At 40.3% G+C, this 25,440-nt stretch carries 24 protein-coding genes; 14 read left to right on the top strand and 10 right to left on the bottom strand.

The genetic code is table 11. The features are described from left to right. Positions 1-42: 42 nt before the first annotated feature. Entirely contained in the window at positions 43-867 is an 825-nt protein-coding gene (locus BLS16_RS02770; protein ID WP_092329540.1) for an undecaprenyl-diphosphate phosphatase, read from the top strand. Between the two features lie 267 nt (positions 868-1,134). Here the strand turns inward: BLS16_RS02770 and ilvA are convergent, their stop codons facing one another. The 5 genes from ilvA to BLS16_RS02795 form a co-directional block, all read right to left on the bottom strand. Then, the gene (gene ilvA, locus BLS16_RS02775) at positions 1,135-2,343 is read right to left on the bottom strand and encodes a threonine ammonia-lyase (RefSeq protein ID WP_092329543.1); all 1,209 of its coding nucleotides are present in this window, start codon (positions 2,341-2,343) and stop codon (positions 1,135-1,137) included. A 177-nt stretch (positions 2,344-2,520) separates the two neighbouring features. Then, on the bottom strand, positions 2,521-3,204 hold the full coding sequence (locus BLS16_RS02780) for a FadR/GntR family transcriptional regulator (RefSeq protein WP_092329546.1): 684 nt from the start codon (positions 3,202-3,204) through the stop codon (positions 2,521-2,523). 186 nt (positions 3,205-3,390) lie between these two features. Continuing rightward, the gene (locus BLS16_RS02785; protein ID WP_092329548.1) at positions 3,391-3,966 is read right to left on the bottom strand and encodes a hypothetical protein; all 576 of its coding nucleotides are present in this window, start codon (positions 3,964-3,966) and stop codon (positions 3,391-3,393) included. Positions 3,967-4,045: 79 nt separating this feature from the next. Beyond that, positions 4,046-5,398 (bottom strand): sigma-54-dependent transcriptional regulator, encoded by a 1,353-nt coding sequence (locus BLS16_RS02790; protein WP_092329550.1) that lies wholly within the window; start codon positions 5,396-5,398, stop codon positions 4,046-4,048. 23 nt (positions 5,399-5,421) lie between these two features. After that, positions 5,422-6,855, bottom strand: a complete 1,434-nt coding sequence (locus BLS16_RS02795; RefSeq protein ID WP_427846364.1) for a sensor histidine kinase — start codon at positions 6,853-6,855, stop codon at positions 5,422-5,424. 427 nt (positions 6,856-7,282) lie between these two features. On the opposite strand from BLS16_RS02795, the gene BLS16_RS02800 reads away from it, so the two are divergent. The 9 genes from BLS16_RS02800 to BLS16_RS02840 all read left to right on the top strand — a co-directional run bounded on the left by BLS16_RS02800 (position 7,283) and on the right by BLS16_RS02840 (position 14,620). Then, on the top strand, positions 7,283-7,513 hold the full coding sequence (locus BLS16_RS02800; protein ID WP_092329552.1) for a hypothetical protein: 231 nt from the start codon (positions 7,283-7,285) through the stop codon (positions 7,511-7,513). Positions 7,514-7,529: 16 nt separating this feature from the next. Continuing rightward, a complete protein-coding gene (locus tag BLS16_RS02805; protein ID WP_092329555.1) occupies positions 7,530-8,615 on the top strand; it encodes a sulfite exporter TauE/SafE family protein in 1,086 nt (361 codons plus the stop codon). A 41-nt stretch (positions 8,616-8,656) separates the two neighbouring features. Next, positions 8,657-9,244: a universal stress protein gene (locus tag BLS16_RS02810; protein WP_092329558.1), complete on the top strand. Its 588-nt coding sequence runs from the start codon at positions 8,657-8,659 to the stop codon at positions 9,242-9,244. Positions 9,245-9,450: 206 nt separating this feature from the next. Further along, positions 9,451-10,608 (top strand): metallophosphoesterase, encoded by a 1,158-nt coding sequence (locus BLS16_RS02815; RefSeq protein ID WP_092329560.1) that lies wholly within the window; start codon positions 9,451-9,453, stop codon positions 10,606-10,608. 174 nt (positions 10,609-10,782) lie between these two features. Then, positions 10,783-10,998, top strand: a complete 216-nt coding sequence (locus BLS16_RS02820; protein WP_092329563.1) for a FeoA family protein — start codon at positions 10,783-10,785, stop codon at positions 10,996-10,998. A gap of 22 nt (positions 10,999-11,020) precedes the next feature. Then, the gene (locus BLS16_RS02825) at positions 11,021-11,248 is read left to right on the top strand and encodes a FeoA family protein (protein WP_207649720.1); all 228 of its coding nucleotides are present in this window, start codon (positions 11,021-11,023) and stop codon (positions 11,246-11,248) included. Between the two features lie 84 nt (positions 11,249-11,332). Further along, the gene (feoB, locus tag BLS16_RS02830; RefSeq protein WP_092329568.1) at positions 11,333-13,381 is read left to right on the top strand and encodes a ferrous iron transport protein B; all 2,049 of its coding nucleotides are present in this window, start codon (positions 11,333-11,335) and stop codon (positions 13,379-13,381) included. 227 nt (positions 13,382-13,608) lie between these two features. Beyond that, a complete protein-coding gene (locus BLS16_RS02835) occupies positions 13,609-13,902 on the top strand; it encodes a DUF2325 domain-containing protein (RefSeq protein WP_014901636.1) in 294 nt (97 codons plus the stop codon). 52 nt (positions 13,903-13,954) lie between these two features. Further along, on the top strand, positions 13,955-14,620 hold the full coding sequence (locus tag BLS16_RS02840) for an HD-GYP domain-containing protein (protein WP_092329570.1): 666 nt from the start codon (positions 13,955-13,957) through the stop codon (positions 14,618-14,620). A 110-nt stretch (positions 14,621-14,730) separates the two neighbouring features. Here the strand turns inward: BLS16_RS02840 and BLS16_RS02845 are convergent, their stop codons facing one another. The 4 genes from BLS16_RS02845 to BLS16_RS02855 all read right to left on the bottom strand — a co-directional run bounded on the left by BLS16_RS02845 (position 14,731) and on the right by BLS16_RS02855 (position 18,472). Then, the gene (locus tag BLS16_RS02845) at positions 14,731-15,927 is read right to left on the bottom strand and encodes an anaerobic nitric oxide reductase flavorubredoxin (RefSeq protein ID WP_092329573.1); all 1,197 of its coding nucleotides are present in this window, start codon (positions 15,925-15,927) and stop codon (positions 14,731-14,733) included. Between the two features lie 50 nt (positions 15,928-15,977). Next, positions 15,978-16,811, bottom strand: coding sequence for a GGDEF domain-containing protein (locus BLS16_RS02850; protein ID WP_242876168.1), 834 nt, complete (start codon positions 16,809-16,811; stop codon positions 15,978-15,980). A gap of 2 nt (positions 16,812-16,813) precedes the next feature. Next, positions 16,814-17,086: a type IV pili methyl-accepting chemotaxis transducer N-terminal domain-containing protein gene (locus BLS16_RS24155; RefSeq protein ID WP_242876171.1), complete on the bottom strand. Its 273-nt coding sequence runs from the start codon at positions 17,084-17,086 to the stop codon at positions 16,814-16,816. A gap of 315 nt (positions 17,087-17,401) precedes the next feature. Further along, the gene (locus BLS16_RS02855; protein ID WP_092329575.1) at positions 17,402-18,472 is read right to left on the bottom strand and encodes a cytochrome c3 family protein; all 1,071 of its coding nucleotides are present in this window, start codon (positions 18,470-18,472) and stop codon (positions 17,402-17,404) included. Between the two features lie 327 nt (positions 18,473-18,799). Between BLS16_RS02855 and BLS16_RS02860 the strand changes: the two genes are divergently transcribed. The 4 genes from BLS16_RS02860 (at position 18,800) to BLS16_RS02875 (ending at position 24,513) form a co-directional block, all read left to right on the top strand. After that, positions 18,800-19,909 carry a cache domain-containing protein gene (locus BLS16_RS02860; protein ID WP_092329578.1) on the top strand — a complete coding sequence of 370 codons (1,110 nt, stop codon included), beginning with the start codon at positions 18,800-18,802 and terminating at the stop codon, positions 19,907-19,909. Positions 19,910-20,282: 373 nt separating this feature from the next. Continuing rightward, positions 20,283-20,771 (top strand): NADH-quinone oxidoreductase subunit NuoE family protein, encoded by a 489-nt coding sequence (locus tag BLS16_RS02865; RefSeq protein WP_092329581.1) that lies wholly within the window; start codon positions 20,283-20,285, stop codon positions 20,769-20,771. A gap of 88 nt (positions 20,772-20,859) precedes the next feature. Next, positions 20,860-22,746, top strand: coding sequence for an NADH-quinone oxidoreductase subunit NuoF (locus tag BLS16_RS02870; RefSeq protein ID WP_092329583.1), 1,887 nt, complete (start codon positions 20,860-20,862; stop codon positions 22,744-22,746). 24 nt (positions 22,747-22,770) lie between these two features. Continuing rightward, positions 22,771-24,513, top strand: coding sequence for an NADH-dependent [FeFe] hydrogenase, group A6 (locus tag BLS16_RS02875; protein WP_092329586.1), 1,743 nt, complete (start codon positions 22,771-22,773; stop codon positions 24,511-24,513). An 82-nt stretch (positions 24,514-24,595) separates the two neighbouring features. Here the strand turns inward: BLS16_RS02875 and BLS16_RS02880 are convergent, their stop codons facing one another. Next, positions 24,596-25,363, bottom strand: coding sequence for an ABC transporter permease (locus BLS16_RS02880; protein WP_242876169.1), 768 nt, complete (start codon positions 25,361-25,363; stop codon positions 24,596-24,598). Between the last annotated feature and the right edge of the window lie 77 nt (positions 25,364-25,440).

A 25,440-nucleotide genomic window follows, 5' to 3' on the forward strand; every position in this document is an offset into this window, starting at 1 on the left:
ACTAATGAGGCTCGATGTTTTTGTTAAAAGGAGATTTAAGAAATGTTATTAATTGAGATTTTGAAAGCGATTATTCTGGGTATCGTTGAGGGAGTCACAGAATGGCTGCCTATTAGTAGTACGGGGCATATGATTTTAGTCGACCAGTTTATACAGCTTAATATGAGTGAAGCTTTTAAAGAGATGTTCTTTGTTGTTATTCAACTTGGGGCAATTATTTCGGTCATCGTTTTATATTGGAAAAAGTTAATCCCAGTGTCGTTTACAAAGAAGGCATCTATAAAATACGATACAATCATCCTATGGTTAAAAATTCTTACTGCCTGTCTGCCAGCGGCAATTATTGGTCTGTTGTTTGATGATCAGATTGATGCTCAGTTTTATAACTATCAGACTGTTGCTGTTACGTTAATTTTGTACGGGATACTGTTTATCGTCATCGAAAATCGAAACTCGAATTTGAGGCCAAGGATCAATAATTTAGCGCAAATCACCTATAAAACCGCTATGATCATTGGAGTATTTCAAGTTTTGGCTCTAATTCCGGGCACATCCCGGTCAGGTGCAACTATTTTGGGGGCTATCTTAATAGGTACATCCAGAACGGTTGCTGCAGAGTTCACCTTTTTCTTAGCTATTCCAATTATGTTTGGGGCTAGCCTTCTCAAAATGTTAAAATTTGGTTTAGTGTTTACTAATGCTGAACTTGTAATTTTATTAACTGGAATGGTAGTTGCTTACATAGTATCAATATTATCCATCAAATTTTTAGTGGGATACATTAAGAAGAATGACTTCAAGGCTTTCGGTTGGTATAGAATTATATTGGGAATCATTGTACTGCTTTATTTTTTCATTATGAGTTAGAACATTACTAATACTAAAAGAGGAAAATATCAAAAGTGTAGAGAAGAAAAGGAAGAGGAAGTCCTCTCCTCTCCTCTCCTTTTCTCTTATATATAGGGATTTTGTTATTTTTCGAGGGAGTTCTCAACAGTTAAAGAACGTGGCTATGATAGACTCCTTGCATTCCAATCAATCTAAGACACCTGTTTCTTAAGCGGGTGTTTTTTATTTTGCTTAGGTGGAGTTAGAGTCCCTCTAAGTCTCTATGTACCCTTTAGTAGAAGGGGTTCACTGTATTATTACGCGATAATAATTTTCTTCGAGGAGTTTTTTGAGGGTCATTACTTGAGCTGCATCGATGGTCTCTAACTCCAGTTCTACCTTTGCAAAACTGATGGGTATATCTAAGGTTTCTCGCCGATGTGAAACGGCAAGCACATTCGCTCCCTTACTTGCTATTAACTGTAAGAGTTGGGCTAGAGCACCGGGTCGGTCACTAATAACAGTCGTAAGAAAGCACTTCCGACCATTTTTAACGAGTCCTTTGTCAATGGTGCGAGCTAGAATATTAACATCGACGTTGCCGCCGCTTAGAACTGCAACAATTTTGCGATTTTTGTAATGTGACAACCTATGTATTATTCCCGCAGCAGCGGCGGCCCCTGCGCCTTCGGAAACAACTTTAGCACTCTCTAGGAACAATAACATTGTACTGGCTATTTCATCCTCATCGACGGCCACTATATCGTCAACATATTTACTTACAAGTTCATAAGTAAGTTCACCAGGCGTTTTAACAGCAATCCCATCAGCAATGCTTGGAGTTCCATTAATTGTAATTAAGTGCTTATTGTTAATTGATTCTAGCATCGAAGGATTATTTTTACTTTGCACACCGATAATCTTGATGGCTGGATTTATAGTTTTGAGTGCCAGGGCAACACCTGATATTAATCCGCCTCCACCAATTGGCAAGACGACGACTTCGACATCAGGCAGATCATCAAGGATTTCCAAGGCGATAGTTCCTTGCCCGGCAATCACCAATGGGTCATTAAAGGGGTGTATAAATGTTGCTTGGGTTTCTGACTGAATACGTCGTGCTTCATTGTAGGCCTCATCGTAGGCTTCGCCGTGCAGAATCACTTCTGCACCATACTTGCGTGTGGCAGTTACTTTGGAAAGGGGAGCGTGCAAAGGCATGACAATTTTTGCGTCGATTCCGTAAATTGCGGCGGCTACTGCGACCCCTTGAGCATGGTTGCCAGCCGAAGATGCGATCACACCTTGTGCCTTTTCTTGGTCAGTCAAGTTAGCAATTCTATTGTACGCTCCTCTAATCTTGAAAGACCCGGTGCGTTGAAGATTTTCCATCTTGACGAAAACCTGATTACCACTCATATTACTTAAACGAGGATTAAAGACTAAAGCTGTTTTATAGGATACTCCTTGGAGAGTAGTTTTGGCATTTTGAATATCAGCTAGAGAAATATTCATTGAGTGGTTCCTTCCCTTGTAATTTATTGGTTCAAGCTATGTGAACATGAAATTACTTTAGTTTGTTCATTCGGAGTATGATCTATGAGAAAAAATGTAAAAAAGATAGTCAGAACATCCAGTGTTCTGACTATCTTTTATGGGCAGATTATTTTATAAGTTTTTAACTATAATCTATTATTCAGTGATTCCAAAGCCTCTCATAGCGTGTATTATGTGGAGTTTCATTGCGGTTTTTGCTCCTTCAGCATCTCTTTTTGATAAAAACTCCATAATCATACGGTGATCATTCAAAGTGTTTTGAATCATTTCCTCATTTGTGTCAGATAATAGAACTCCCTTATCAATCGCTTGATAGAGGATAGGCATCAGCCGATTCATAAATTCATTGTGGGTCGCCTTAGCTATGGATTTGTGAAATGCTTGCTCTGCCTCGGTTCGATCTTCCTTTTTTAGAATTAATTCTTCCTCGAGTCTGCCATAATATAAAATTCGTTCGAGTTCCCTATCGTTGGCCCGTTTAGCTGCGTAATAGGCTGATTGAGGCTCAAAGATCAGACGCATTTCATAGAGATCCTTTATGTCTGGTTGGAGTGTGGAAAGTTCTTTGAGGCCTAAATCTTCATTCAAATCAAGATTATTCTTAACAAAGGTGCCTTTACCACGATAAATCTCTAAAACATTATGTGCTACTAAAATACGGATAGCTTCGCGTAACGTAGTACGGCTAACTTGTAGAACTTCAGATAGTTCAATTTCGTTAGGGAGTTTGTCTCCTGAGTTGAATTTCTTATCTATAGTAATCATTGCCAGGATATTATCTGCTACATTTTCTGCCAGACTTCTTTTTTTCCTTGTCATGACGGCCCCCCCTTAAGTGAATACTATTAATACTGTATCTCAATATCTTTAAAAAGCAAGTTTAAATTCTTAAGTTTAATTTGATAAATTCAAAACAAAAAGGCAACCATCAATTTTTAATTTGATGATGCCCTTTTTGTTACTTAGAGACTTCGTATATCAACCGTTTCTCTGAAATTTAACAAGTTAAATTAAATTTTCAAAAGAAGATCCACTAATCGTTGAGAATTGATTTTTGGCTGTTTCATAGGCTTCTATGGCATCATCCTTTAGGAATGTAGACTCTTCTTGGATCTTTTTGGCTAAATCTCTTTTCATTGCTATTGCTTCTTGCGAATCAATCTGACCATCGCCATTTGTATCATATTCCAAGATTTCTGCAGCAGTATATTCACTTGAGGTTGACAACGCCTCTGTCGAAGTTGAAGATCCGCTCTTAGAGGAATCGGCTAGTCCTGGAACAGAGGTAGTCGGACTAGAATTTCTTGAATTAGAGGTTGTTGAGGTTGCCTTACTTGAATCATTGCCTTGACTTTTGTTTTCAGGCCCTTGTCCACTTTTCCCTGAGTCTGACGAAAGGTTACTTGAAGTGGTAGAATTGGTAAAAGTGTCACCATCATAACTTGTGTTGGGGTCACTGCTTATAGTGCTTTGGTTGTCGATTATCCCTTCTTCTTTGCTCTTCGTAGAGCTTTTATTGTTTTCGATATAGTGACTATTCAGTAAGGATGATGCTTCTGAACTGATGGATGAAATGGACATATAAACCTCCTTTGCTTTTATAAGTTTCTTTAGTTATCGATTGTAATTCTTTGAGTTAAGTTTGAAAACGCTTAAGTTGTTACTTAAAGTTTAAGCCATGCTTATTTAGGCGGTATAGGAGAGTTGGACGAGAAATGCCCAGATACTTTGCTGTCCTGGTCTGGTTATAATTATTCTTCTCTAAGGCTTTAATTATTAGACGTTTCTCTAACTCTTCTAAAGAGAAACCTCCTTCAGGAAGATTGATGATAGGATCCGAAGTAGCCTTCTCAAAGTTCTCTAGTAACTCGCTAGGCAGATGTATTGGCAGAATTTCATTGTTTTGGCAAACAATGAGCGGTCTTTCAATGGCATTTTGCAATTCTCTTATGTTACCTGGCCAATCATATCGAGTCAGAATTTTCATGGCTTCAGGAGAGATCTTCTTTGTATGGGAAGGATCAAATTTTCCTAAGAAATGATTAACTAAGAGAGGGATATCGTCTTTACGCAGTCTTAAAGGCGGCATTTTGATTTGCATAACATTTAAGCGATAATAGAGATCTTCTCTAAAGGTTCCATTAGCAATGGCTGTGGAAAGTTCAGCATTAGTGGTAGCAATGACTCTTACATCAATTGGTATTGTTTCAGTTCCCCCGACTCTTTCAAAACATCTTTCCTGTAAAACCCTGAGTAATTTTACTTGCATGCTTATTGGCATGTCGCCGATTTCATCTAAGAGGATTGTACCTTTATCAGCCATCTCAAAACGGCCTTTTTTTCTAGTTGTCGCGCCGGTAAAAGCCCCCTTTTCATGCCCAAATAGTTCGCTTTCTAACAGGTGTTCAGGAAGGGCGGCACAGTTCACCGCTATAAAGGGCATATTTGCGCGGTTACTGGCTTTGTGGATTTCTACAGCTGCAACCTCTTTACCGGTTCCGCTTTCACCGGTTATCAAAACTGTTGCATTAGTTTTGGCAACCTGCTGTATTAATAGGGCAACTTCTTTAATGGCATCACTTTGTCCAATCATTTTCCCGTATTTCTCGCCTAACTCTTGACGCAGGTAACTTACTTCATGTTCCAAATTAGATAAATGCAAAGCCTGTTTTACTTGGATTTTTAATTCATCCAGTTTAAAAGGTTTGGTTATATAATCGGTAGCACCAATTTTCATAGCTTCAATGGCAGTCTCAATCGTTCCGTGAGCAGTAATCATAATCACCGGCATATTTGGGTTTATATTTTTGAGCCTTTTTAAAACTTCTAGGCCATCAATATCAGGCATCTTCAAATCTAGTATAACCGTAGATGGTTCGGTTTCAAGTGCCAATTCAATACCTTGTAAACCCCTTGTTGCAGTAACAACTTGATATCCCTCGTGACTTAACGCCCTCTCTAAGGCCCAACACATTCTCTCTTCGTCATCAATTACCAAAATTCTTGGAATCAAGAATATCACTCTCCTAAGCAGAATTAGGGTGTCACTGGTAGTTTAATTGTAAAGGTTGTGCCATTATAAGGAGTGCTGTCCACTTCGATCATTCCACCATGCAGCTTAATGCTTTGATAAGAGATAGACAGGCCTAATCCGGTACCGGCTTGCTTAGTAGTAAAGAAGGGGTCAAATATTCTATGAATATCATCTCCCGAGATCCCTTCGCCTGTATCAGCTAAACTAACGATAACCATATCATCCGTTTGTTTTGTGGTAATATCTAAATTACCTCCGGAGGGCATAGCTTCAGCAGCGTTTACTATAATATTTACGAATACCTGTTTAAGTTTTTCGGTATCCGCCAAGATTTGTGGGAGCTTAGGATCTAGGTGAAGTTGAACTTTTACCTTTTGCTTTCTCAACATTGCTGCTGAAAATGATAGGACTCCCATGATTAGATCATTTATAGAACACTCTCGAATAGAAACCTTAGTCGGACGTCCAAAGTCTAACAGTTCTTGAATTACAGTGTCTTGTCTGTCCACTTGTTCATCTATTGCCCGGGTGTATTCCTCGATACCACTCATCTGAGAATATTCCTGTTTCATTAGGTCGACTAAAGTCTTAATAATACCGATTGGATTACGTAATTCATGAGCTACACCTGTAGCTAATTGTCCTAGAGCTATCAGATGTTCAGATTGCCTTAGTTGATCTTCCAAACGTTCCTTTTCACTTAAGTTCTCGGCCATGCGATTAACAGCCCGAGCCACCTCGCCCAATTCACCAGACATTTCAGGTAATAGGTGGTGTATATCGTATTCCATACGGTGTAACCCTTGTTTTAAGCGATCTACTCCAGTGGTGATATTGCGTATTGTTCTTAGAGTAGCAAACATGACGAAGGCTAATACACCTAATGTAGAATAGCGGAGCAATTTTCGATAGAAGCTGCTTTGATAAAAAAATGGGTTAAGGCGTTCCCCGGCCCACATAACTGCAACTACTTTCCCTTTAAGGACAACGGGCGAAATGTATTCTACAACTTGATCATCAAAAGACCCGGAGATTCGAAAGAGCGGCTCTTTACCCATTTCTGCAGCTACAAGGCCGGATTTGGTACTGGCGAATATTTCTTTCTCTCTCTGGGTTTCTTCGTCGGGGGATAGGTTTCGATAATTATGTAAAAAACCCAATACTGTAATCTTTTCTGCTTGCGGAACATATAAACCGAAGCGAATACCAGAATTTGATGGAATATATGGTTCTACAACTTTTGTAAACTCGTTGTGTAGAAGGTTGGGGGATAAACTTTCAGGTTCAAACCCCAAAGAGTCAAGATTTACAGAGAGTTCTTGATTAGTGCTTTTTACTAAAGCCGCCAGTCTCTGTTCCTTATCAAAAAAAATTACTTGGTCAGTTTGAGAAGCAAAGAAAATATCGTACATTAAGGCTAATAACGGGATAAGCATAATAAATGCAATGATTGTAACCAGCTGATTGGTAAGACTTTTTCTCTTGAACGACGATAGGAAATCCTTATGGATGCCCAAAACAAAGCCACCTCCAACTACCAGTGGGTTCTATTAGTTGAATTATATAATACATTTAGCTGTAGCAAAAGATACATGTAGGCGGAATTCCGAGGAAACATCTAATAATCTAAGCAATACAGAGGAAAAAGCTGGTTAATCAAAGAATTTATAGTTGCTTTCTTTATGGGGAAGTATAGCATTTGCTACACTTCTTTTTTTAATGGTCATAATAAATGCATAGAATATCAGCTAATTGACGTTGGCACAGTATTTGCTATATAGAGAATTATATCACAAACCAAGGAGGGGGGATATCTCTTTAAGTCCAGGTTATTTTTTACTAAATCACAAAGGAGAGATTGGTATGAGTGGAGCGGCAAAAACGAGCTCTTTAAAAACTATCGTCTATCTGGGGTTATCGATCTGTGCGTATGTATTGATTTTCTTTAACATTGATCAATTAAATGGTTTTTATTTAAGCAAAGGTATAATTCCAGCAGTTTGCCTTTTAGGCACCGTCATCGGAATCGCATTTTTGTACGGGACAGCGATATCTCATACTCTAAGCATACTAGGCTTAGAAAGCAAACATTAGAAAGGGGGTTTCACCAATGGCTGGAGAAGCAGTTAATCTAGTTGGAGAGGTTATGCGGTTTATAGATATTACCCCGAAAACGGGACTATCTATGATAGGACTTGGTTTTCTAGGAGGGACATTAAGTGGCTTTTTAGGAAGCGGTGGTGCCTTTGTAATGACACCAGGCATGATGGCCTTGGGGGTTCCCGGTATCGCAGCAGTAAGTACAAATCTTGCTCACAAATTTGGTAAGGCAATGGTTGGGGCCAGGAAGCACTCTAAGATGGGGAATGTAGATGTCAAGCTCGGCGTCTTCATGGTAGCTTTTCTTTTACTTGGAGTTAGGTTAGCAGTTATTCTAAATGAGTCAATTTTCGCCAGTATGGGCAAGGAAGGTTCGAACTTGTATATTAGTGTAGTTTTTGTTGTTCTGTTATCCGGTCTTTCGGTTTTTATTTTAAGAGATATTTCTAAGCCAAACTCTAATAAGGGTTCAAGTGAACCGTCGGGATTAGCTGCTAAATTATCAAGTTTAAATATTCCACCTATGATCTATTTTAAAGTTGCTAATGTTCGTGTATCCTTATGGCTCGTTGCGATTATCGGTTTAGCAACCGGTTGGTTAGCTGGAACCGTAGGTGTAGGAGGATTCATTGGAGTTCCGGCCATGATATATCTGCTGGGTATCCCTACAATGGTGGCTGCAGGGACAGAATTATTCCTAGCTATTTTCTCAGGTGCCTCAGGTTCCTTTCAGTATGCTATGAATGGTTTTGTGGATATTCGGCTGGTTTTGCTGTTATATTTAGGATCTCTATTAGGACTCCATATTGGGGCCAACGCCACTAAAATGGTTACCGAATTGCAAATTAAATTTGTAATGGCTATGGTAATTGGTATGTCTGCTCTAAGTAGAGCCTTTGCTATTCCCAAATATTTGACTGACCTGCACATGATGAACCTATCTAATGGAGTGGCTGGTTTTCTTGATTTGGCAGCTACAGTTACTCTGTACGGTGGTGCTACTATAGGCGTATTGATGATAATTCGGTATATTGTTCTATACAAACAGGCCTCAAAAGTAAACTCGCTGAGTTCGGTACAGCGTGATCTTGCTTAATTTAGCTTTCATAAATTTCATAGATCGAGGTGATGATATAGATGAATCAAGGAAATCTCTTTAAGGTACTTCTTTATTTTGACGGTACCCCTCATTCTTTGTCAGCTGCGGTTTACACAGCAGATTTACTAAACAGAATACCTCATATGTCTCTAACTATCGTACATGCACAAGAGAGTATTGAGGGGGTATCTATACAGAACGAATACAATTTGATGGGATTTTGGTCATCAGACCTCTGCTCGGTGAAACCAGAAGTTAATAAAGCGAGTCAAGATTCTAAGATTATAGCTAAAATTAATGAAATATTCTTTAAGACAGGGCAGAATGTCAATCAAAGAGTTATCTTTGCTAATTCAAATATTCCGGATATCGTAGACGCGATTATTGATTATTCCACCAAACAGAGACATGAATTGATCATCATGGGTACAAGAGGGCCGAGCAGCTTTAAGGGCCTAATGCACGGAAGTTTAGCACATAGTGTCCTGAATAAATCTAAAATACCGGTATTACTGATTAAGAAACTGCCTCAGGAATTTATTGATGAGTTTTGCTCCTCTTCGTCAGAAAAATTTGGTCATCGCAAAGGACGAAGAAATCATTTATATGAGGTGAAAACAATATAATAGCATTCGGATTAAAGTCTAGGAGATGTAATAATCGCCTAGACTTTGTTTGTGGGGTCTTTCCGTCTACCCATGAGGGAATAGAACACAGAAAAATATTGGTGCCTTTAAAATTGCATATGACTTGAAAAGGGAAACGTTGTATAATACCCATTGTAGATTATGTTAAAACCTGGATTCAATGTATGTGTGGGGGTATTTTCTGAATGGTCAATCCTGGATTTATGATAGTTGTTACTATGGTTCTTTTAGTTTATGGTGGGCTCAACTACTACATAGGTCTGCGTGGATGGCAGGCGCTGTTTAGCTATGTTCCATTTTTTAATCCCAAGGTTTATTGGACAATCTTCTTGCTGATTTCCTCAGCTTACTTATTCAGTAGGTTATTGGAAAAATTTCTTCCAATCGTCTTACATGAAATACTAACTGTCATAGGGGCTTATTGGATGGCCTGTATGCTCTACTTTCTACTAATAATATTGTTGCTAGATCTTCTTCGTGTGTTGAACCGTTGGCTCAATCTTGTACCATTAGGAATCAAACAGAGTTTGAACCCTGTTTTGGGGCTGGTTGTTTTCGTATTAGTAATAGGAATTATTAGCTATGGAGCCTGGAATGCCCGTCATCCACAAATTAACCATTATGATCTAACAATTACAAAACAAGCAGGAGCTTTAAAGAAACTTCACGTTGTCATGGTTTCTGATATACATCTTGGAACAATTATTCAGAATGATCGTCTTACCAAGTTGGTCGACAAAGTTAATGATTTGAAACCCGACTTGATTCTTATGGCGGGAGATGTGTTTGATGAAGATATTGAATCCAAAAATAAACAGCAAGTTGCTGATAATTTCCGCAGGCTTTCATCGACTTATGGGAGTTTTGCTGTGTTGGGTAACCATGAATATATTGGCGGCAATGCCAATGAGGCAATAAAATATCTAAATGAAGCAGGAGTAAAAGTGTTAAGGGATAGTTCGGAAGAGGTTGGGGGGAGTTTCACTCTTGTAGGGAGAGATGATTTATCGGGATCACGCTTTAATGGAACGAAGCGAGAAAGCTTAGCAACTCTGATGCAGGGGATAAATCCCTCTTTGCCAATTATATTAATGGATCATCAACCCTCTCATTTGGAAGAACCGGTTGAACAAAAAGTAGATCTTCAGGTTTCTGGGCATACTCACAATGGTCAACTATTTCCCATTCAGTTTATTACACAGAAAGTTTTTGAACAGGATTGGGGATATCTGCATAAAGCGGACTTTCAACTCATAGTATCATCGGGCTATGGGACATGGGGGCCTCCGATTCGAATCGGTAATACCCCTGAGATCGTGGATATTACAATAACATTTAAATAGTAAGGTTAAATGAGCTCTGGAAGAGGTTGGCTTCCAGAGCTTTTTGTTTGTGTTTAGCCAAGGACTTATCTAAAATTTTTCGTTGACGTATAAGGAGATTAGTGATAACATAAGCCCTAAAGACACTGATACTGATTATCAATTGCAAACATTTTGCAATAAGGAGTGGGAAGAATGCCTTTAACTATGTTATCACCGGGTAAAGAGGCTGTAGTTGAAGCATGTAGAGCTAAAGAAACAACTAAAAAGTTCCTGGAAGGTCTGGGGATTATTCCTGGAGTTACGATATCAGTCATTTCCGAGTTTAGCGGCAATCTAATTGTGGCCATCAAAGGATCTAGATTGGCCTTAAATAGGGGAGTTGCTCAGCAAGTAATGGTACATGCATGAGGTTTTAGAGGAGGTAAATATTTTGGAAAGAACTTTAAAGGAGTTAAAAACAGGTGAAAAAGGCCTGATTGTTAAAGTCTTAGGTGAAAAGGGTCCTGTAAAGAAACGGTTAATGGATATGGGTGTGACCCGGGGAGCAGAAGTATTGGTAAGGAAAGTAGCGCCACTTGGCGACCCAATAGAAGTCAATATTCGGGGGTACGAATTAACTCTGAGGAAGGCTGAAGCGCAAAATATTATAATAGAATAAGGGTTGCTCCTGCTTAAAGAGGAGTAATTTTTTTAAAATCTAAGTGAGAATGGTTATCGGCATCTTGGGGGGAGTTGTGGAGTAGTGTCGTTAAAGTTTGCATTAGTGGGGAATCCGAACTGTGGAAAAACTACTTTGTTTAATGAAATTACTGGGAGCACTCAGTATGTTGCAAACTGGCCTGGAGTTACTATTGAAAAAAGAGAAGGAAAGGCTAAAAGGTTAAAAGAGGATGTTCTGATTATCGACCTTCCGGGGATCTATTCATTATCCCCATATTCTATGGAGGAAGTCATAGCCAGAGATTACATTGTTAATGAAATGCCAGATGTTGTGATCAATATCGTTGATGGTACTAATATAGAAAGAAACCTATATCTGACCACCCAATTAATCGAATTAGGGGTAAATGTTATTGTTGCTCTAAACATGATGGATTCCGTAGATGCCAAAGGGGATAAGATTGATCTGGCTACCCTGGAATCTTCACTGAATCTACCAGTGGTGCCAATCACTGCGAGCAAAGGAAAGGGCGTAAAAGAACTTTTGGATAGAGCTCTTAGTGTAGCTCAAACAGCAGCTTCGGGCCATAGTTCTCCACAGCTACAAGAAATACATAATAAAAGTATCATAGCAAGTATTGAGGAAATTGAAAGCAGAATTTTACCGGAACTAGAGAGTGAAGTGCAAAATCCCCGCTGGACGGCATTAAAGCTATTGGAAGGGGACGAGAAAGTTCAAGAAACATTGAAGGTTCCAGTTTCATTGTTAATAAGGCTTAAAGCGTATCAGGAAAGACTAGAAAAGAACTTTGATATGGATATCGAGACAGTTATTGCCGACAGCAGATATCAATTCACGACGAACGTAGCACGCAAAGTTGTTAAGAAAAAAGCAGATAACTCAGACCTAACCATTTCAGATAAAATTGATAAAGTTGTGACCAATAGAATATTAGCAATTCCATTGTTTCTAGCGCTGATGTTTGGAATATTCTCTATAACCTTTGGTACCATCGGCTCTTCTACCATTGACTTTGTTGACGTGTTGGTGAACGAAACAATCGCAGACTTTGTTTTGACCGCCCTTGAAGGAGCAGGAGCAGCTGTATGGTTGCAGGATCTTATTGTAGGCGGGATTATTGGTGGTTTGGGAAGTATGTTAGTATTCGTGCCGCAAATCATGATCTTATTTTTCTTTCTATCCGTTCTAGAGGACACTGGATATATGGCAAGAGCAGCGTTTGTTATGGATCGACTCCTGAGAAAGCTTGGCCTAAGTGGAAAATCATTTATTCCCATGCTGATAGGTTTCGGATGCACCGTTCCGGCGGTCATGAGTGCAAGGACTTTGGAAAATGAAAAGGATCGGCGCTTGACGATCATGCTCGTCCCATTTATGTCCTGTGGAGCTAGGCTTCCCATCTATGCTTTGTATACAGCTGCCTTCTTCGCCAGGAATCAGACCGTGGTAGTATTCTCCCTTTATATTTTAGGCATTATTGTGGCCATTTTGTCAGGAATTTTGCTTAAAAAGACTATCCTTAAAGGAGAGGTAGCGCCTTTTGTAATGGAGTTGCCTCCCTATAGAATTCCCACATTAAAAGGCTTGATGATCCATATGTGGGATCGTGGTAAAGGATTTGTCAAAAAGGCAGGGACGATAATCTTTGCGGCGGCTGTTATAATCTGGTTTTTACAGTACTTTAACTATTCGTTCCAAGCGGTTTCGGAACCAGCTGACAGTATGCTCGGTTCAATAGGTGGTGTTATTGCTCCGCTTTTTGCTCCGCTAGGTTTTGGAGACTGGCAATCTGCTGTTGCTCTGCTTACTGGGTTTATCGCCAAAGAAGCGGTTGTGTCGACAATGGGTATCCTGCATGGTGTGGCAGAGGCTACTGAAAGCTCAACGGATCTTATCACGGCTCTGCAAACGGTATTTACTCCATTAACCGCCTACGCCTTCATGGCCTTCTCTTTACTTTATCTTCCTTGCATGGCAGCTTTTGCAACCATTAAACGGGAGATGAATTCCTGGAAATGGACAATGATTACTATAGGATACTCAACAGGGGTAGCATGGCTTGTTGCATTTTTAATCTTCCAAATTGGAAAATTGCTGGGTTTTAGCTAATTAATTAAGGGATGGGTGAGTTAAATGATTAATTGGTTTATCGGAAGCTGCATCGCAGTAGTGACTGCGTTAATCATTGTAAGGTCAATTAGCGGAATGAGAAAAGGAGAAAGTTGCTGCAGCGGCTGCACTCAAAGTCAGTGTAATTGTACACAAAAAGTATAGGTTATAAATAGAAAAATGAAAAATTATTAGAATGAGAAAAATTTTGTTAGGAGGCGGAAACAATGAGTATCGTGTTAGTTGGTGGTCATGACAGAATGCATAGTGAGTATATGGGTATCTGCAGTAAGCGGGGGCACAATGTAAAAGTCTATACACAGATGCCTACCAAGTTCGATAAAGTAATCGGATCTCCTGATGGAATTGTTTTATTCACATCAACAGTCTCTCACAAAATGATTCATACTGCAGTAAAAGAAGCAAAGAGAAAGAAAATTCCCGTGTTTAGAAGCCATAGCAGCAGCGGTGCTTCATTGGACAGACTGCTGGATGAACTTGAAGAAAAAGTCATTGTATAATTACTAATATCTTAGATAAGCGGCTATAGATAATCTCTAGTGGAGGAAAGGTATGTTTCAATTCATTCAAAGACTATTTCGTCCTCAACACTTCCACGATATCATTGAGTGTCTAGCAGCTGCTCTGGAAGCAAAAGATTTGTACACTAGCGGTCATTCTTCTAGGGTAGGGGATATGTCCTATGATTTAGGACGCGCTATGGGACTAAAAGGGCAGGAATTAGAAAATCTTCATATTGCGGCACACCTTCATGACATAGGCAAGATGGGTATATCCGAAAACATACTAAATAAGAAAGGGAGACTTCTTCCCCATGAGTGGGCCCAGATACAAAACCATCCAGAAATTGGTTATAAAATCTTGGCTAAATCAAAGGGTCTTAAGCAAATCGCTGAAATTGTGCTGCATCACCATGAGCGCTGGGACGGGAAAGGTTATCCTGGTGGCTTATATGAAAACAGAATTCCACTAGGTTCAAGAATAATTGGAGTCGCTGATGCTGTCGATGCGATAACTTCGATAAGGCCCTATCGCAAGGCCTTGTCTTGGGAAGAATGCTGGGATGAGGTTGTCTTAAATAAAGGTATACAATTTGACCCCGTTGCAGTAGAAGCCTCAGAAAGACTATGGAAAAAATGGAGAGAACGATCCCTGGAGTCTGAGAGGAATGAGGGCGACTCTAAATTGGCAGTTGTAGCAGTTCATTCCAAATGTTGAGCTTAGGCTATGTACTATCAACAAAATTTTTCGATTTAAACAAATAGTAGACACACCACTTACAAGTAAAAGTGGGTGTCTACTATTTGTTTATGCTTTAGAATGTCTGTTTATCTAAGTGCCTCTGCGATACTCTGACCAAATTCTTGACACTTAATTAGTGCATCTTCATCAGGATTCCAGGTTACCCGTAACCCTTCATTGAGTAATTCAAACTTAGCGTGTTCTAATTCAGTTGAAATAAGTTTTGTGTTCTCACCACTCCAACCATAACTGCCGAAAGCGGCTCCTCTTTTGTTTTTAAACCCTAAACCTTTAACCATTTCTAGGATTCCGGCAACTGCAAATGAGATACCCTTATTAATGGTTGGTGAGCCGACTAGAATTGCCTTGGATTTAAAGATTTCGGTAATAATATCATTCTTATCGGAATGAGTAGAGTTGCAATTAAATAATTTGACTGTAACATCTGGGTCACTTAATTTTATGCCGGCTGCGATATTCTCTGCCATCTTCCGGGTACTGTTCCACATAGTATCGTAAACAATCGTTATTTGATTTTCTTGATAATCCGATGCCCATTCTACATACTTATTGACTATCTGAATTGGGTTGTCTCGCCAAATAACACCATGGCTTGGGCAAATCATATCTACTGGCAGATTAAAGCCTAAGATCTCGGTAATTTTGTTGCGGACGAAATTGCTAAATGGCGTTAAAATGTTCGCAAAATATTTCTGAGCTTCCCGATATAACTCTGCTTGGTCAACTAAATCATTAAACATGTGCTCTGAAGCCAGATGCTGTCCGAAACCGTCATTGCTGAACAAAATATTATCTCCGGTTAAATAGGTGAACATGGTATCAGGCCAATGGAGCATTCTAGCCTCAATAAAAACGAACTCTTTCGAACCAAGGTTCAGTTTATCTCCGGTTTTAACGGGTACGAAGTTCCAATCTTGATGATACTGCCCTTTTAGGGATTTGATGGCATTAGCGGTACAATAAATTGGAGTATTAGGGATTTCCCTCATTAGCTCAGGTAAAGCGCCACTGTGGTCAGGTTCTCCATGGTTAACAATTATATAATCGATTGTGTTTAAATCGATTTCTTTCTTTAGATTTGCTACAAATTCTTTGGCAAAGGGCGTCCATACGCAATCAATTAAGGCAGTCTTCTCGTCGCGAACTAGATATGAATTATAGCTGGAACCGTTGTGTGTAGAGAGTTCATCACCATGAAACTTTTTCAACTCCCAATCAATTTTACCCACCCATTGTACATTTTTATTAACTGTAAAACTCATAATACGACCTCCTGAATTTGTTTTGTTGAGTCAGTAATCTTTTAATAATGTTAAGCCTCGGCTAATCTGAAGCAATTACGTCCGTTCTGTTTTGCTTGATAAAGGGCTTTGTCCGCAGCTTCGATTAGAGGTGTGGGAGAATTAGCGAGGTTAGCTTGCCCAACAGCTATTCCTAAACTAATCGTAACCTTAGGTGTAATAGAGGAAAGACGATGGGGTATTTCTAGACTTTCCACACTAACACGTAAGGTCTCAGCGACAGTTAAGGCACCCTCCACAGTGGTATTTGGGAGAACAACCACAAATTCTTCTCCCCCATAACGTGCGATAAAATCTCCTTGGCGTTTAAGAGAGCCTTTTAAGGATGCTGCGACTTCTTTAAGGCATTCATCCCCTTGCAAGTGGCCGTAAGTATCATTATACGCCTTAAAGAAGTCGATGTCACATAATATAAGTGCGATAGGTTCTCTGTTGTGTGTCGCCAGTAACCATAGCTGGTTAAGGAACTGATCAAAGTGACGGCGGTTAGCTATTCCTGTTAATCCGTCAATGGAGGAAAGAAAACTGAGTTCTTGGTTGGCATTTTCTAACTGAAATCTTTCCATAAGTAGAGTGTTTGCTAAAGGTCGGAAAATATACAATCCAAGAAAAGCGAGGGTTATAAGAATTACTAAGCCACTCGTAATCTCTAATAGCCTAAGTCGATGAACTTTAGCTTCACTTTCTTTCTGGTGCAAAGATACTATCTGATCCAGAGATTCCAGGATATCTCCATTTTCTTGAAGCAGATATATTAGATGAGAGTTATTGGGAGTAAGTAAGTGTTCAGGATCCTGGGCTAAGGCCAAGGCTTCAGATGAGTAGCGGTTAAGCCGAGTGTGCATATTTACGGGTGGGCTAAAATACATCTCTTGCATTTGCGGTGATAAGCAATGCGATGGAATATATGAGTACTACCTTCAATTAAGGTTTGGTGATTTAACTGTAGTTGAGCTATTGTTTCCGACAATTGCTCTCTAATCTGCTTGCGATCACTAGTATTTGAACTGTAAACTAGTTCAACACTAAGAAGTGCTGCTTTTTGAGATAGCCAGCGTTGGCTCCCGCTAATATTAACAAGCAGCGCACTATCAGATTGAGTCGAAATAACTTGGTGCATTGAAAAGAATGTAGCAAGCGTAAGCAAGGCTATTAAACTCAAGGCTGAAATGTATGTGCGTGTTAATTTAGACAGGGAAAAAGTTTCAGGTAGTATGCTCCTAAGCTCTGTTATGTCGCGAAAGATAGATATGTAAATTATTCCTTCTACATTGTCATAAAATATTCCTGCCGAAGGGGAGTGAATTTAGATATTAATGCTTGTCCCAACGCAGTCCAATTTGGGACAAGCATGACTGCTTTTCGTTCATAAAAAATAGGGATAGAAATGCGTACATTGCATTTCTATCCCTTTGGCTCTTTCAGACTTTAGGCTCTACTTGGCCAGTTCTGGCAGCTGCTTTTTAATCAATTCGATCATTGTAGGATTTTTGATCTCAATAGGTTTAGTAGCAGGGTCATCTTGCAGGTCTTCATATTTCATAGCTCCAAAGCTATGATCGCGAGTGAAGTGTCCACGTTCATCAGTTGGGTTTTTCCACATAAGTTTATCTAGATCAAAGGTTTTACCAGCATGACACTTGACACAGTTGTCAGTCGGTTTGTCAGTCGGCAGTAGAGAACCATTAGTGTTAGCTTTATGAGTTGTATGGCATGTCAGACATTGGTTTAATTGTGAACTCTGAGCATGCTTGCTAGCGAAGTAATTACGTGTACCATAGTGTGTGTTTGCAATGAAGTTTCCTTGAGCATCCTTGGAAGGATTACTTTCATGGCAAGTCAAGCAAGATTCTTTTGCAGTTTCAGAGCTCATCGTTCCTTTTTTGTCGGTAGCACTTACATGGTTTCCGCCTGGACCATGACAAGACTCACAAGATACGCCGTAACTGGGAGATCCAACTTCAATTCCGGGAGCATGGCATTTTCCGCAAGTAAAACTTTCAGCAGTCCAGTCGTTTTTACCATCTTTATCCATATCGGCCTGTTTGGGAGCTTCAACAGTCCACTTGTCATTTGTTTTATGAACCGCACCAACTCGATAAATTTTTTCCTTGAATCCTGCTGATTCTGGAATTTCAGCAATTACGTAATCGTCCATCATTACGCCGTATATTTTCGCCTTGGATAAATCAAGAGTCGTTGAGGTTGGCTTATCTTTGTTAGCTGCATCAAAAATTGTAATTTCGCCTAACGGTTTTTCCAAAGGAAAATCGGCAAGTGGTTTAAAGGCGGCGTGATGTTTTGTATGAGTTACATTTTCAAAGGTCTCGGTATGACAGGCCTTACATGCATCATCCCCTGCATAGGACACTTGAGGGGTACCGGTTAACTGGGGTCCGGTTGGTTGAGGTGTTGGAGTTTCATCGGTCTTGTTGCACCCCATAGCTAGTACTGTTAAAAAAGTAAGAGAAATAATTGAAGCGATAAATGGTTTCTTCCAGTTCATTGAGTAGTTCCTCCTTTAATGTAGAATTCAAACAAATTTCGATAATTTATTGTGTCGACCAGAATTGGTCAGGAAGACAGGATATATATTAATTGGTCTTAAGATGTTGATTAAACAACATTGTGGTCTTAGTTTGCTTATAATTTAATCGGATAATGCTAGAAAACTAAAATAATTAACATGAAATTTATGGAAATTAACCAATAAAAATCGAAGATTCATTTTTCTCAATCAATTTCTCCTAAAATTAAAGGTTTTTTGATTCCGTTCGCGAATAATCCTAATTACCAACTCTCTTATTGATTAAGACAGAAAGAAGGGAACTTTGTGCGTTCGCTAAAAAATCAAATCCTTATTATGTTGTTGTCATCGCTTTTTTTACTGGCGGCTTGTTTTCTCGTAGTTCTTGGAATATATATGAAGGATCGAGCAGTGGCGGCAGCAATAATTAAGGTGAAAGCGGATTTGGCTACCTGTGAGGAGATTATTGATAAGACATATCCCGGAGTGTGGTCAGAGAATGACGGAAATCTATATAAAGGGACGGAGAAAATTAGTTTAAACAATGACTTGGTGGATCATTTATCTAGTTTGACAGGGGATACAGTAACCATTTTCCTCAGAGACACCCGAGTTGCTACAACGATACGTGGTTCAAATAACGAACGAGCAATTGGTACTAAGGTTTCTGAAAATATTGTGCAGACGGTTCTCAAAAATGGTCAAACCTATGTAGGAGAAGCCGATGTAGTCGGACAGTGGTATCAAACAGGTTATGTGCCGTTACGTGCGGAAAATGGCGACATCATTGGCATTTTTTATGTGGGAATATCTCATGCTTATGAACATGAAATAATCACTCGGTCTTTAGTTACAATGGCAGGAATGGGACTTGCCTTGACTCTGTTGGTAGCGTTTATTACTTGGTTCTTTCTCCAGAAAGTTATCATTTACCCTTTGCACAATATCATGTTAGGGACTCGGGACGTAGCAACCGGACACCTTACTGAGAAGGTTAAAGTGTCTGGAGCGAAGGAAATTGAAGAACTTGAGGATGCCTTTAACCAAATGGTAGAGCAGATCCAATCTCTGACTACGGAAATGAATCGAATAAACAGCATTAATTCTAGCAATACCCCGAATGAAACGGTAATTCTAACTCCAACCTATATGCCTCCGCCCAACTTCGAACTCCCAGGGAGTATAGGAGATGCAGGATTACCAAAAGGATTACATCAAGCCACTCTTGGTCAAATAGTACAATTTCTTCAGGCAAATAAACGTCCGCTCTCTGCAGAGGAAGTTGCAGAAGGAGTTAAGCTTACTAGGGTGACAGTACGGCGCTATCTTGAATTTCTTGAGCATTGCGGAGTACTAAAATCTGAGCAGAAATATGGAACAGTAGGGAGACCCGTCAAATTATTTATACCGCAGTGAAATAAGACTCTCGTCAATAGACTTCGCACTGAATTATAGGCGGAGTCTATTTTAATGTTAAATAAAGGAAAAGCGTCATTAGTATCTGTATTACGTACAACAAAGCTGGGGGGTTTTCTCAGGATAAGAATGTAAGATTAATTTGATTTGGATAAAGGATTGTTATTTTCTTAATTAACTTAATTTTCTTTATTGATAAAACGCTTATTTAATGTTCATAAACACGACAGTAAGCCAATAGCGAGGTAAACTGTTCACAGCAATCGAAATTGACAAACAATTTCGATTTATCTGAGAGGATACTTTTTGAAGAAGTAAAAGAAGAGAGGTGAGAAACGGGGTAATAAAAATCTTTATATGAAGGAGGATTATCATGTGTGAAGCCGGTACACCTAATCAATTTGCCCAAAAGCTGGATAATTTTATTGACGGTCTGACCCACAAAAAGGAAAATCTTATCGCAGTTCTTCATCATGCTCAGGAAATATATGGATATTTGCCTGACAATGTGCAATGGCATATTGCTCAGAAGTTAGATATACCTTCCGCTACAGTTTACGGTGTAGTAAGTTTTTATTCATTTTTTACGATGATACCTCGTGGGGAACATGTTGTTAATGTCTGCACGGGTACAGCTTGCTTCGTACGGGGGGCAGAAAAATTAAAAGAAGAACTTGAAAGTCAGCTTAAAATTAAGGCCGGAGAGACAACTCCTGATAATCTCTTTACCTTAGAGACATTGCGCTGTGTTGGAGCCTGCGGTCTCGCTCCAGTCATGATTGTCGATGGCAAAGTGCATGGACGCATGCAAAAGCCACAAGACATAAATGAGGTTTTAGCGAAGTACCGTTCAGAAGGATAGATCCATATCTCAATTTACCCTGTTTTTTTAGAAGTAACCGTCCCCAGTATACGCTCTGAGAAGCGTCACCGAAGGAAGGGAAAGCCATATGAAACTCAAAAGTATTGATGCATTGAATGAATTACAAGCTCAAAGCCTTAAACTCCTTGAAACAAGACGGATTATGGATTCCGCTGGAAGCGAAAAAACTCAAGGGCCGGTAAGGCATGTTATGGTCTGTGGAGGACCAGGTTGCCATTCCTCGGGAAGTCCGGGAATTGCCCAACGGTTAGAAGAAGAACTGAACAGATTGGAACTGTCTGAACAGATTAAAGTCTTCCAACCTGGCTGTTTTGGCTTTTGTGAAAAGGGCCCGATGATTCAAATTTTCCCGGATAACGTAACTTATTGTGAGGTCTCTAGTGAGGATGTAACAACTATTGTCGAAGAACACTTCTTGCAAGGAAAGATAGTAGAACACTTACTTTTTATGGATCCTGAGACTAAAGAGCGTTTTGCTCAAAGCATCCCCTTTTACAACGGACAACTTCGGATAGCTCTTCGCAATGTTGGATATATTGCGCCGGAAAATATCCTCGAATACATTGCCGCAGATGGTTACCAAGCCTTATCCAAAGTTCTTTTTTCTATGAAGCCCTTTGAGGTTATAGATGTTCTTAAGCAAAGTGGACTGCGGGGGCGTGGTGGTGCAGGATTCCCCACAGGTTCAAAGTGGGAGTTTACCCGTAAGAGCCCAGCGGACCAGCGATACATTATTTGTAACGCTGACGAAGGAGATCCGGGTGCTTTCATGGACCGCTCAGTCTTGGAAGGTGACCCCCATAGCGTTTTAGAAGCTATGCTTATTGCGGGTGCAGCCATTGGAGCATCCGAGGGATATATCTACGTTCGGGCAGAGTACCCAGCAGCAATTCATCGCTTAAAAATTGCTATAGAGCAAGCCCGAGAATATGGTTTACTAGGAAAAGGAATTTTAGGCAGCGATTTTAGCTTTGAGATCGAGCTTAAATATGGAGCAGGTGCCTTTGTCTGTGGTGAAGAAACGGCGCTGATTCATTCCATTGAAGGGGCCAGGGGGGAACCTTCAGTAAAACCGCCATTTCCGGCTCAAAAAGGTTTGTGGGGTAAACCCACTTGCGTTAACAATGTAGAAACCTTGGCCAACATTCCGCCGATTATCCTCAAGGGAGCAGAATGGTTTTCTAATATTGGTACTGAAAAAAGCAAAGGGACTAAGGTCTTCGCTCTAGCAGGTAAAGTAAATAATGTAGGACTCGTAGAAGTTCCCATGGGCACAACACTTCGGCAAATCATTTTTGATATTGGCGGGGGAATTAAGCAGCATAAAACATTTAAAGCGGCTCAAACCGGAGGTCCTTCGGGCGGATGCATTCCGACCAAATATCTGGATTCCCCTATTGATTATGAGTCTCTGGCAGCTATAGGCTCCATGATGGGTTCGGGTGGACTCATAGTCTTGGATGAAGATGATTGCATGGTCAATATCGCCAAGTATTTTCTAGAGTTTACGATGGACGAATCCTGTGGTCGCTGTACAGCTTGTCGGGTTGGTACCAAACGTTTGCATGAAATCCTGGAGAAGATCACTGACGGAAAAGGGACGTTAGAGGATTTAGACAACATGGAAAGATTGTGTCATATCATTAAAGACACAGCTCTTTGTGGTTTAGGGCAAAGTGCCCCCAATCCCATTCTCTCCACCTTAAAGTATTTCCGGGAAGAATATATTGCCCATGTTGTTGACAAGACCTGTCCTGCAGGCGTTTGTAAGAGCCTGCTCAAATACGAAATCACAGATAAGTGCGTTGGGTGTTCCCTTTGCGTTAAGAAATGTCCAATGCATTGTATTACTGGCACAACTAAAAAACGTCACGTTATTGATCAAGAACGTTGCCTAAAATGTGGGGCATGTATGGAACAATGTCGTGTCGTCGGAGCAATCATCTGCCATTAAGGTATCCCTAAAGGAGGACTCCATATGGATATACAGTTAACTATCAACGACATAGCGCTTAAAGTACCGGAAGGAACGACTATTTTAGAAGCCGCTAGAACCGTAAACATTGATATTCCAACTTTATGCTACTTAAAGCTTAACGAAATGCACTATAATAACAATATTGCTTCCTGCCGTGTCTGTGTCGTTGAAATAGAGGGACGACGCAATTTGGCCTCCTCATGTTCAACTCCAGTTTCCAGCGGCATGGTAGTCAGAACAGACTCATTGCGTGCTATCCAAGCCCGAAGAGCAATGGTCGAACTGCTCCTTTCCGATCACCCAAAATCTTGTTTAACTTGTGCTAAAAACCAAGACTGTGATCTCCAATCATTGGCCTCAGAATTAGGAGTCCGCCATATCTCTTATGAAGGTGACGAATCAGAGTTCGAAATCGATACGTCAAGTTCCTCTATTGTTCGAGATCCAAATAAATGCATCCGCTGTCGCCGTTGTGAAACGATGTGCAACGAAGTACAAACGGTAGGTGTTTACTCTGCTGTAGGCCGCGGCTTTGAAACCGTCGTTAAAACAGCTTTTGATTTACCGCTTAGCAAAACTGCTTGTACCTTCTGTGGACAATGTATTGCAGTATGTCCGACTGGTGCGTTAACAGAATTAGACCAGGTTGATAAGGTTTGGAAGGCTCTTAACGATCCCAATCAATTTGTCGTTGTACAAACAGCACCGGCAGTACGGGTTGCTTTAGGTGAAGGGTTTGGACTAGATCCGGGGACGATTGTAACCGGCAAAATGGTGGCTGCCCTTCGTAGGCTTGGCTTTGACAGAGTTTTTGATACGGATTTTGCGGCTGACTTAACAATTATGGAGGAAGCAACAGAGCTAGTCCACCGCATACAACATGGCGGACGCCTGCCGCTTCTCACCAGTTGTTGTCCTGCCTGGGTCAAATTTTTTGAACATCAATTTCCAGATTTACTGGATATTCCTTCAACTTGTAAATCTCCGCATGAAATGTTAGGAGTCTTGATTAAAAGCTATTATGCGAGAACTTTAGGCATAGACCCTAAAACAATCACAGTTGTCTCAGTTATGCCTTGTGTTGCTAAGAAATATGAAGCAGCACGTCCGGAACTTTCCCAAGGGGCAGAAACTGCCGACGTGGATATTGTTATCACGACCCGGGAACTTGCACGTATGATCAGAGAAGCCAGCATTCATTTTGACCATCTAAAAGACCAAGAATTCGATCATCCTTTAGGGGAATCGACAGGCGCTTCGGTAATTTTCGGAACGACTGGCGGGGTTCTTGAAGCTGCTTTAAGAACAGCCTATGAGGTACTCACCGGAGAAACCCTGGAGAAAGTAGAATTTGAGGTTCTGCGAGGAATGAATGGACTGAAAGAGGCCGTTGTACCAATTGCTGGTCGGGATTATCGGGCTGCAGTCGTTCATGGGTTAGGAAATGCTCGAACAATTCTCGAGAAAATACAAGCGGGCGAAAGTGATTATGATGTAATAGAAATCATGGCATGTCCGGGAGGATGTATTGGCGGCGGCGGACAACCTTATCACCATGGAAATTTAGAAATTCTATCCTCACGAGCAGAAGGATTATATCGAGAGGATCGCTCCAAGCCGTTAAGAAAGTCCCACGAAAATCCAGCTATTATTGGTCTCTATAAAGATTATTTAGGTGAACCATACGGAGAATTAGCGCATAAATTACTTCATACCAGTTATGTGGCACGGAAAAAAATCTAGTTACTTGTATGAGTGTAAAACAATTAAAGAGGAGTAAGCGTCTTATTGATGCTTACTCCTCTTTAATATAATTCCTAAAACACTATTTTCTTGAATAAATCTCTTTCTTTTCTTGCCACGGTAAAAATTTAGTCTCCAATCGGCGAAAAGCAAAGTCTAATGATAGGCCGACAAGCCCAATAACCAGTACCCCACCAAGCATCAAATCTGTCTGAGCCATTTCACGGCCCTCCTGAATCAGATAACCAATACCCTGGGAAGAACCGAGTAATTCTGCTGCTACTAAAGAGCGCCAACAATAACTAAGGCCCAGTCTCATGCCGATAAAGACAGAAGGAGCGGCTGACGGAAGATATACTTGGGTTATTAAACCCCAGCGAGAAAGACCATAAGTGTAGGCTACTTCTTTAAGTTCTGTATCTGTACTAGCAATGCCATGTAAGGTATTAAGAAAGATTGGAAAAAAGGCTGAGTACATAATAATGGCAAACTTCGAAGCTTCATCAATGCCCAACCAGAGGATAAACATGGGAATCCAAGCAATAGCCGGAATTTGTTGAAAAAAGCTCAGGCTGGGTGATAAAAAACTACGTACCCCTGGCAATAGGCCGAGCAGGAAACCAAGTGGAAGAGCCAGACAGAGAGCCAGGCTAAAGCCGATACCAACACGGTATAGGCTGGTGCCTATATGCTTTATCAGCAGTCCATTACTAGCGATGGTTAATAAACGATCCCAAATCTGAGAGGGAGGGGGAAGGAGATAGACATTCAGCCACCCCAAGGCACTGAGTATTTCCCATATTACTAAAATAATCACAGGAAGAGCTAATCCTTGAAACAGTTTTATCAAAAACCGCGCCCTCATTGAGCTAGTTAACCCTTCCGACAAAGTTTTTGGCTTTTCTCGTGGAGTATTTGTGGAAGCCT

The sequence above is a fragment of the Desulfosporosinus hippei DSM 8344 genome (genome assembly GCF_900100785.1).
GTDB lineage: Bacteria > Bacillota > Desulfitobacteriia > Desulfitobacteriales > Desulfitobacteriaceae > Desulfosporosinus > Desulfosporosinus hippei.

Excerpts from the sequence above, each read along its gene's own strand:
- BLS16_RS02810 (WP_092329558.1), top strand. The coding sequence starts at position 8,657 with ATGAATCAAGGAAATCTCTTTAAGGTACTTCTTTATTTTGACGGTACC.
- ilvA (WP_092329543.1), bottom strand. The coding sequence starts at position 2,343 with ATGAATATTTCTCTAGCTGATATTCAAAATGCCAAAACTACTCTCCAA.
- BLS16_RS02795 (WP_427846364.1), bottom strand. The coding sequence starts at position 6,855 with ATGCTTATCCCGTTATTAGCCTTAATGTACGATATTTTCTTTGCTTCT.
- BLS16_RS02800 (WP_092329552.1), top strand. The coding sequence starts at position 7,283 with ATGAGTGGAGCGGCAAAAACGAGCTCTTTAAAAACTATCGTCTATCTG.
- BLS16_RS02770 (WP_092329540.1), top strand. The coding sequence starts at position 43 with ATGTTATTAATTGAGATTTTGAAAGCGATTATTCTGGGTATCGTTGAG.
- BLS16_RS02845 (WP_092329573.1), bottom strand. The coding sequence starts at position 15,927 with ATGAGTTTTACAGTTAATAAAAATGTACAATGGGTGGGTAAAATTGAT.
- BLS16_RS02835 (WP_014901636.1), top strand. The coding sequence starts at position 13,609 with ATGAGTATCGTGTTAGTTGGTGGTCATGACAGAATGCATAGTGAGTAT.
- BLS16_RS02815 (WP_092329560.1), top strand. The coding sequence starts at position 9,451 with ATGGTCAATCCTGGATTTATGATAGTTGTTACTATGGTTCTTTTAGTT.
- BLS16_RS02865 (WP_092329581.1), top strand. The coding sequence starts at position 20,283 with ATGTGTGAAGCCGGTACACCTAATCAATTTGCCCAAAAGCTGGATAAT.
- BLS16_RS02870 (WP_092329583.1), top strand. The coding sequence starts at position 20,860 with ATGAAACTCAAAAGTATTGATGCATTGAATGAATTACAAGCTCAAAGC.
- BLS16_RS02840 (WP_092329570.1), top strand. The coding sequence starts at position 13,955 with ATGTTTCAATTCATTCAAAGACTATTTCGTCCTCAACACTTCCACGAT.
- BLS16_RS02850 (WP_242876168.1), bottom strand. The coding sequence starts at position 16,811 with ATGCACACTCGGCTTAACCGCTACTCATCTGAAGCCTTGGCCTTAGCC.
- BLS16_RS02780 (WP_092329546.1), bottom strand. The coding sequence starts at position 3,204 with ATGACAAGGAAAAAAAGAAGTCTGGCAGAAAATGTAGCAGATAATATC.
- BLS16_RS02875 (WP_092329586.1), top strand. The coding sequence starts at position 22,771 with ATGGATATACAGTTAACTATCAACGACATAGCGCTTAAAGTACCGGAA.
- BLS16_RS24155 (WP_242876171.1), bottom strand. The coding sequence starts at position 17,086 with ATGCACCAAGTTATTTCGACTCAATCTGATAGTGCGCTGCTTGTTAAT.
- BLS16_RS02820 (WP_092329563.1), top strand. The coding sequence starts at position 10,783 with ATGCCTTTAACTATGTTATCACCGGGTAAAGAGGCTGTAGTTGAAGCA.
- BLS16_RS02855 (WP_092329575.1), bottom strand. The coding sequence starts at position 18,472 with ATGAACTGGAAGAAACCATTTATCGCTTCAATTATTTCTCTTACTTTT.
- BLS16_RS02805 (WP_092329555.1), top strand. The coding sequence starts at position 7,530 with ATGGCTGGAGAAGCAGTTAATCTAGTTGGAGAGGTTATGCGGTTTATA.
- BLS16_RS02785 (WP_092329548.1), bottom strand. The coding sequence starts at position 3,966 with ATGTCCATTTCATCCATCAGTTCAGAAGCATCATCCTTACTGAATAGT.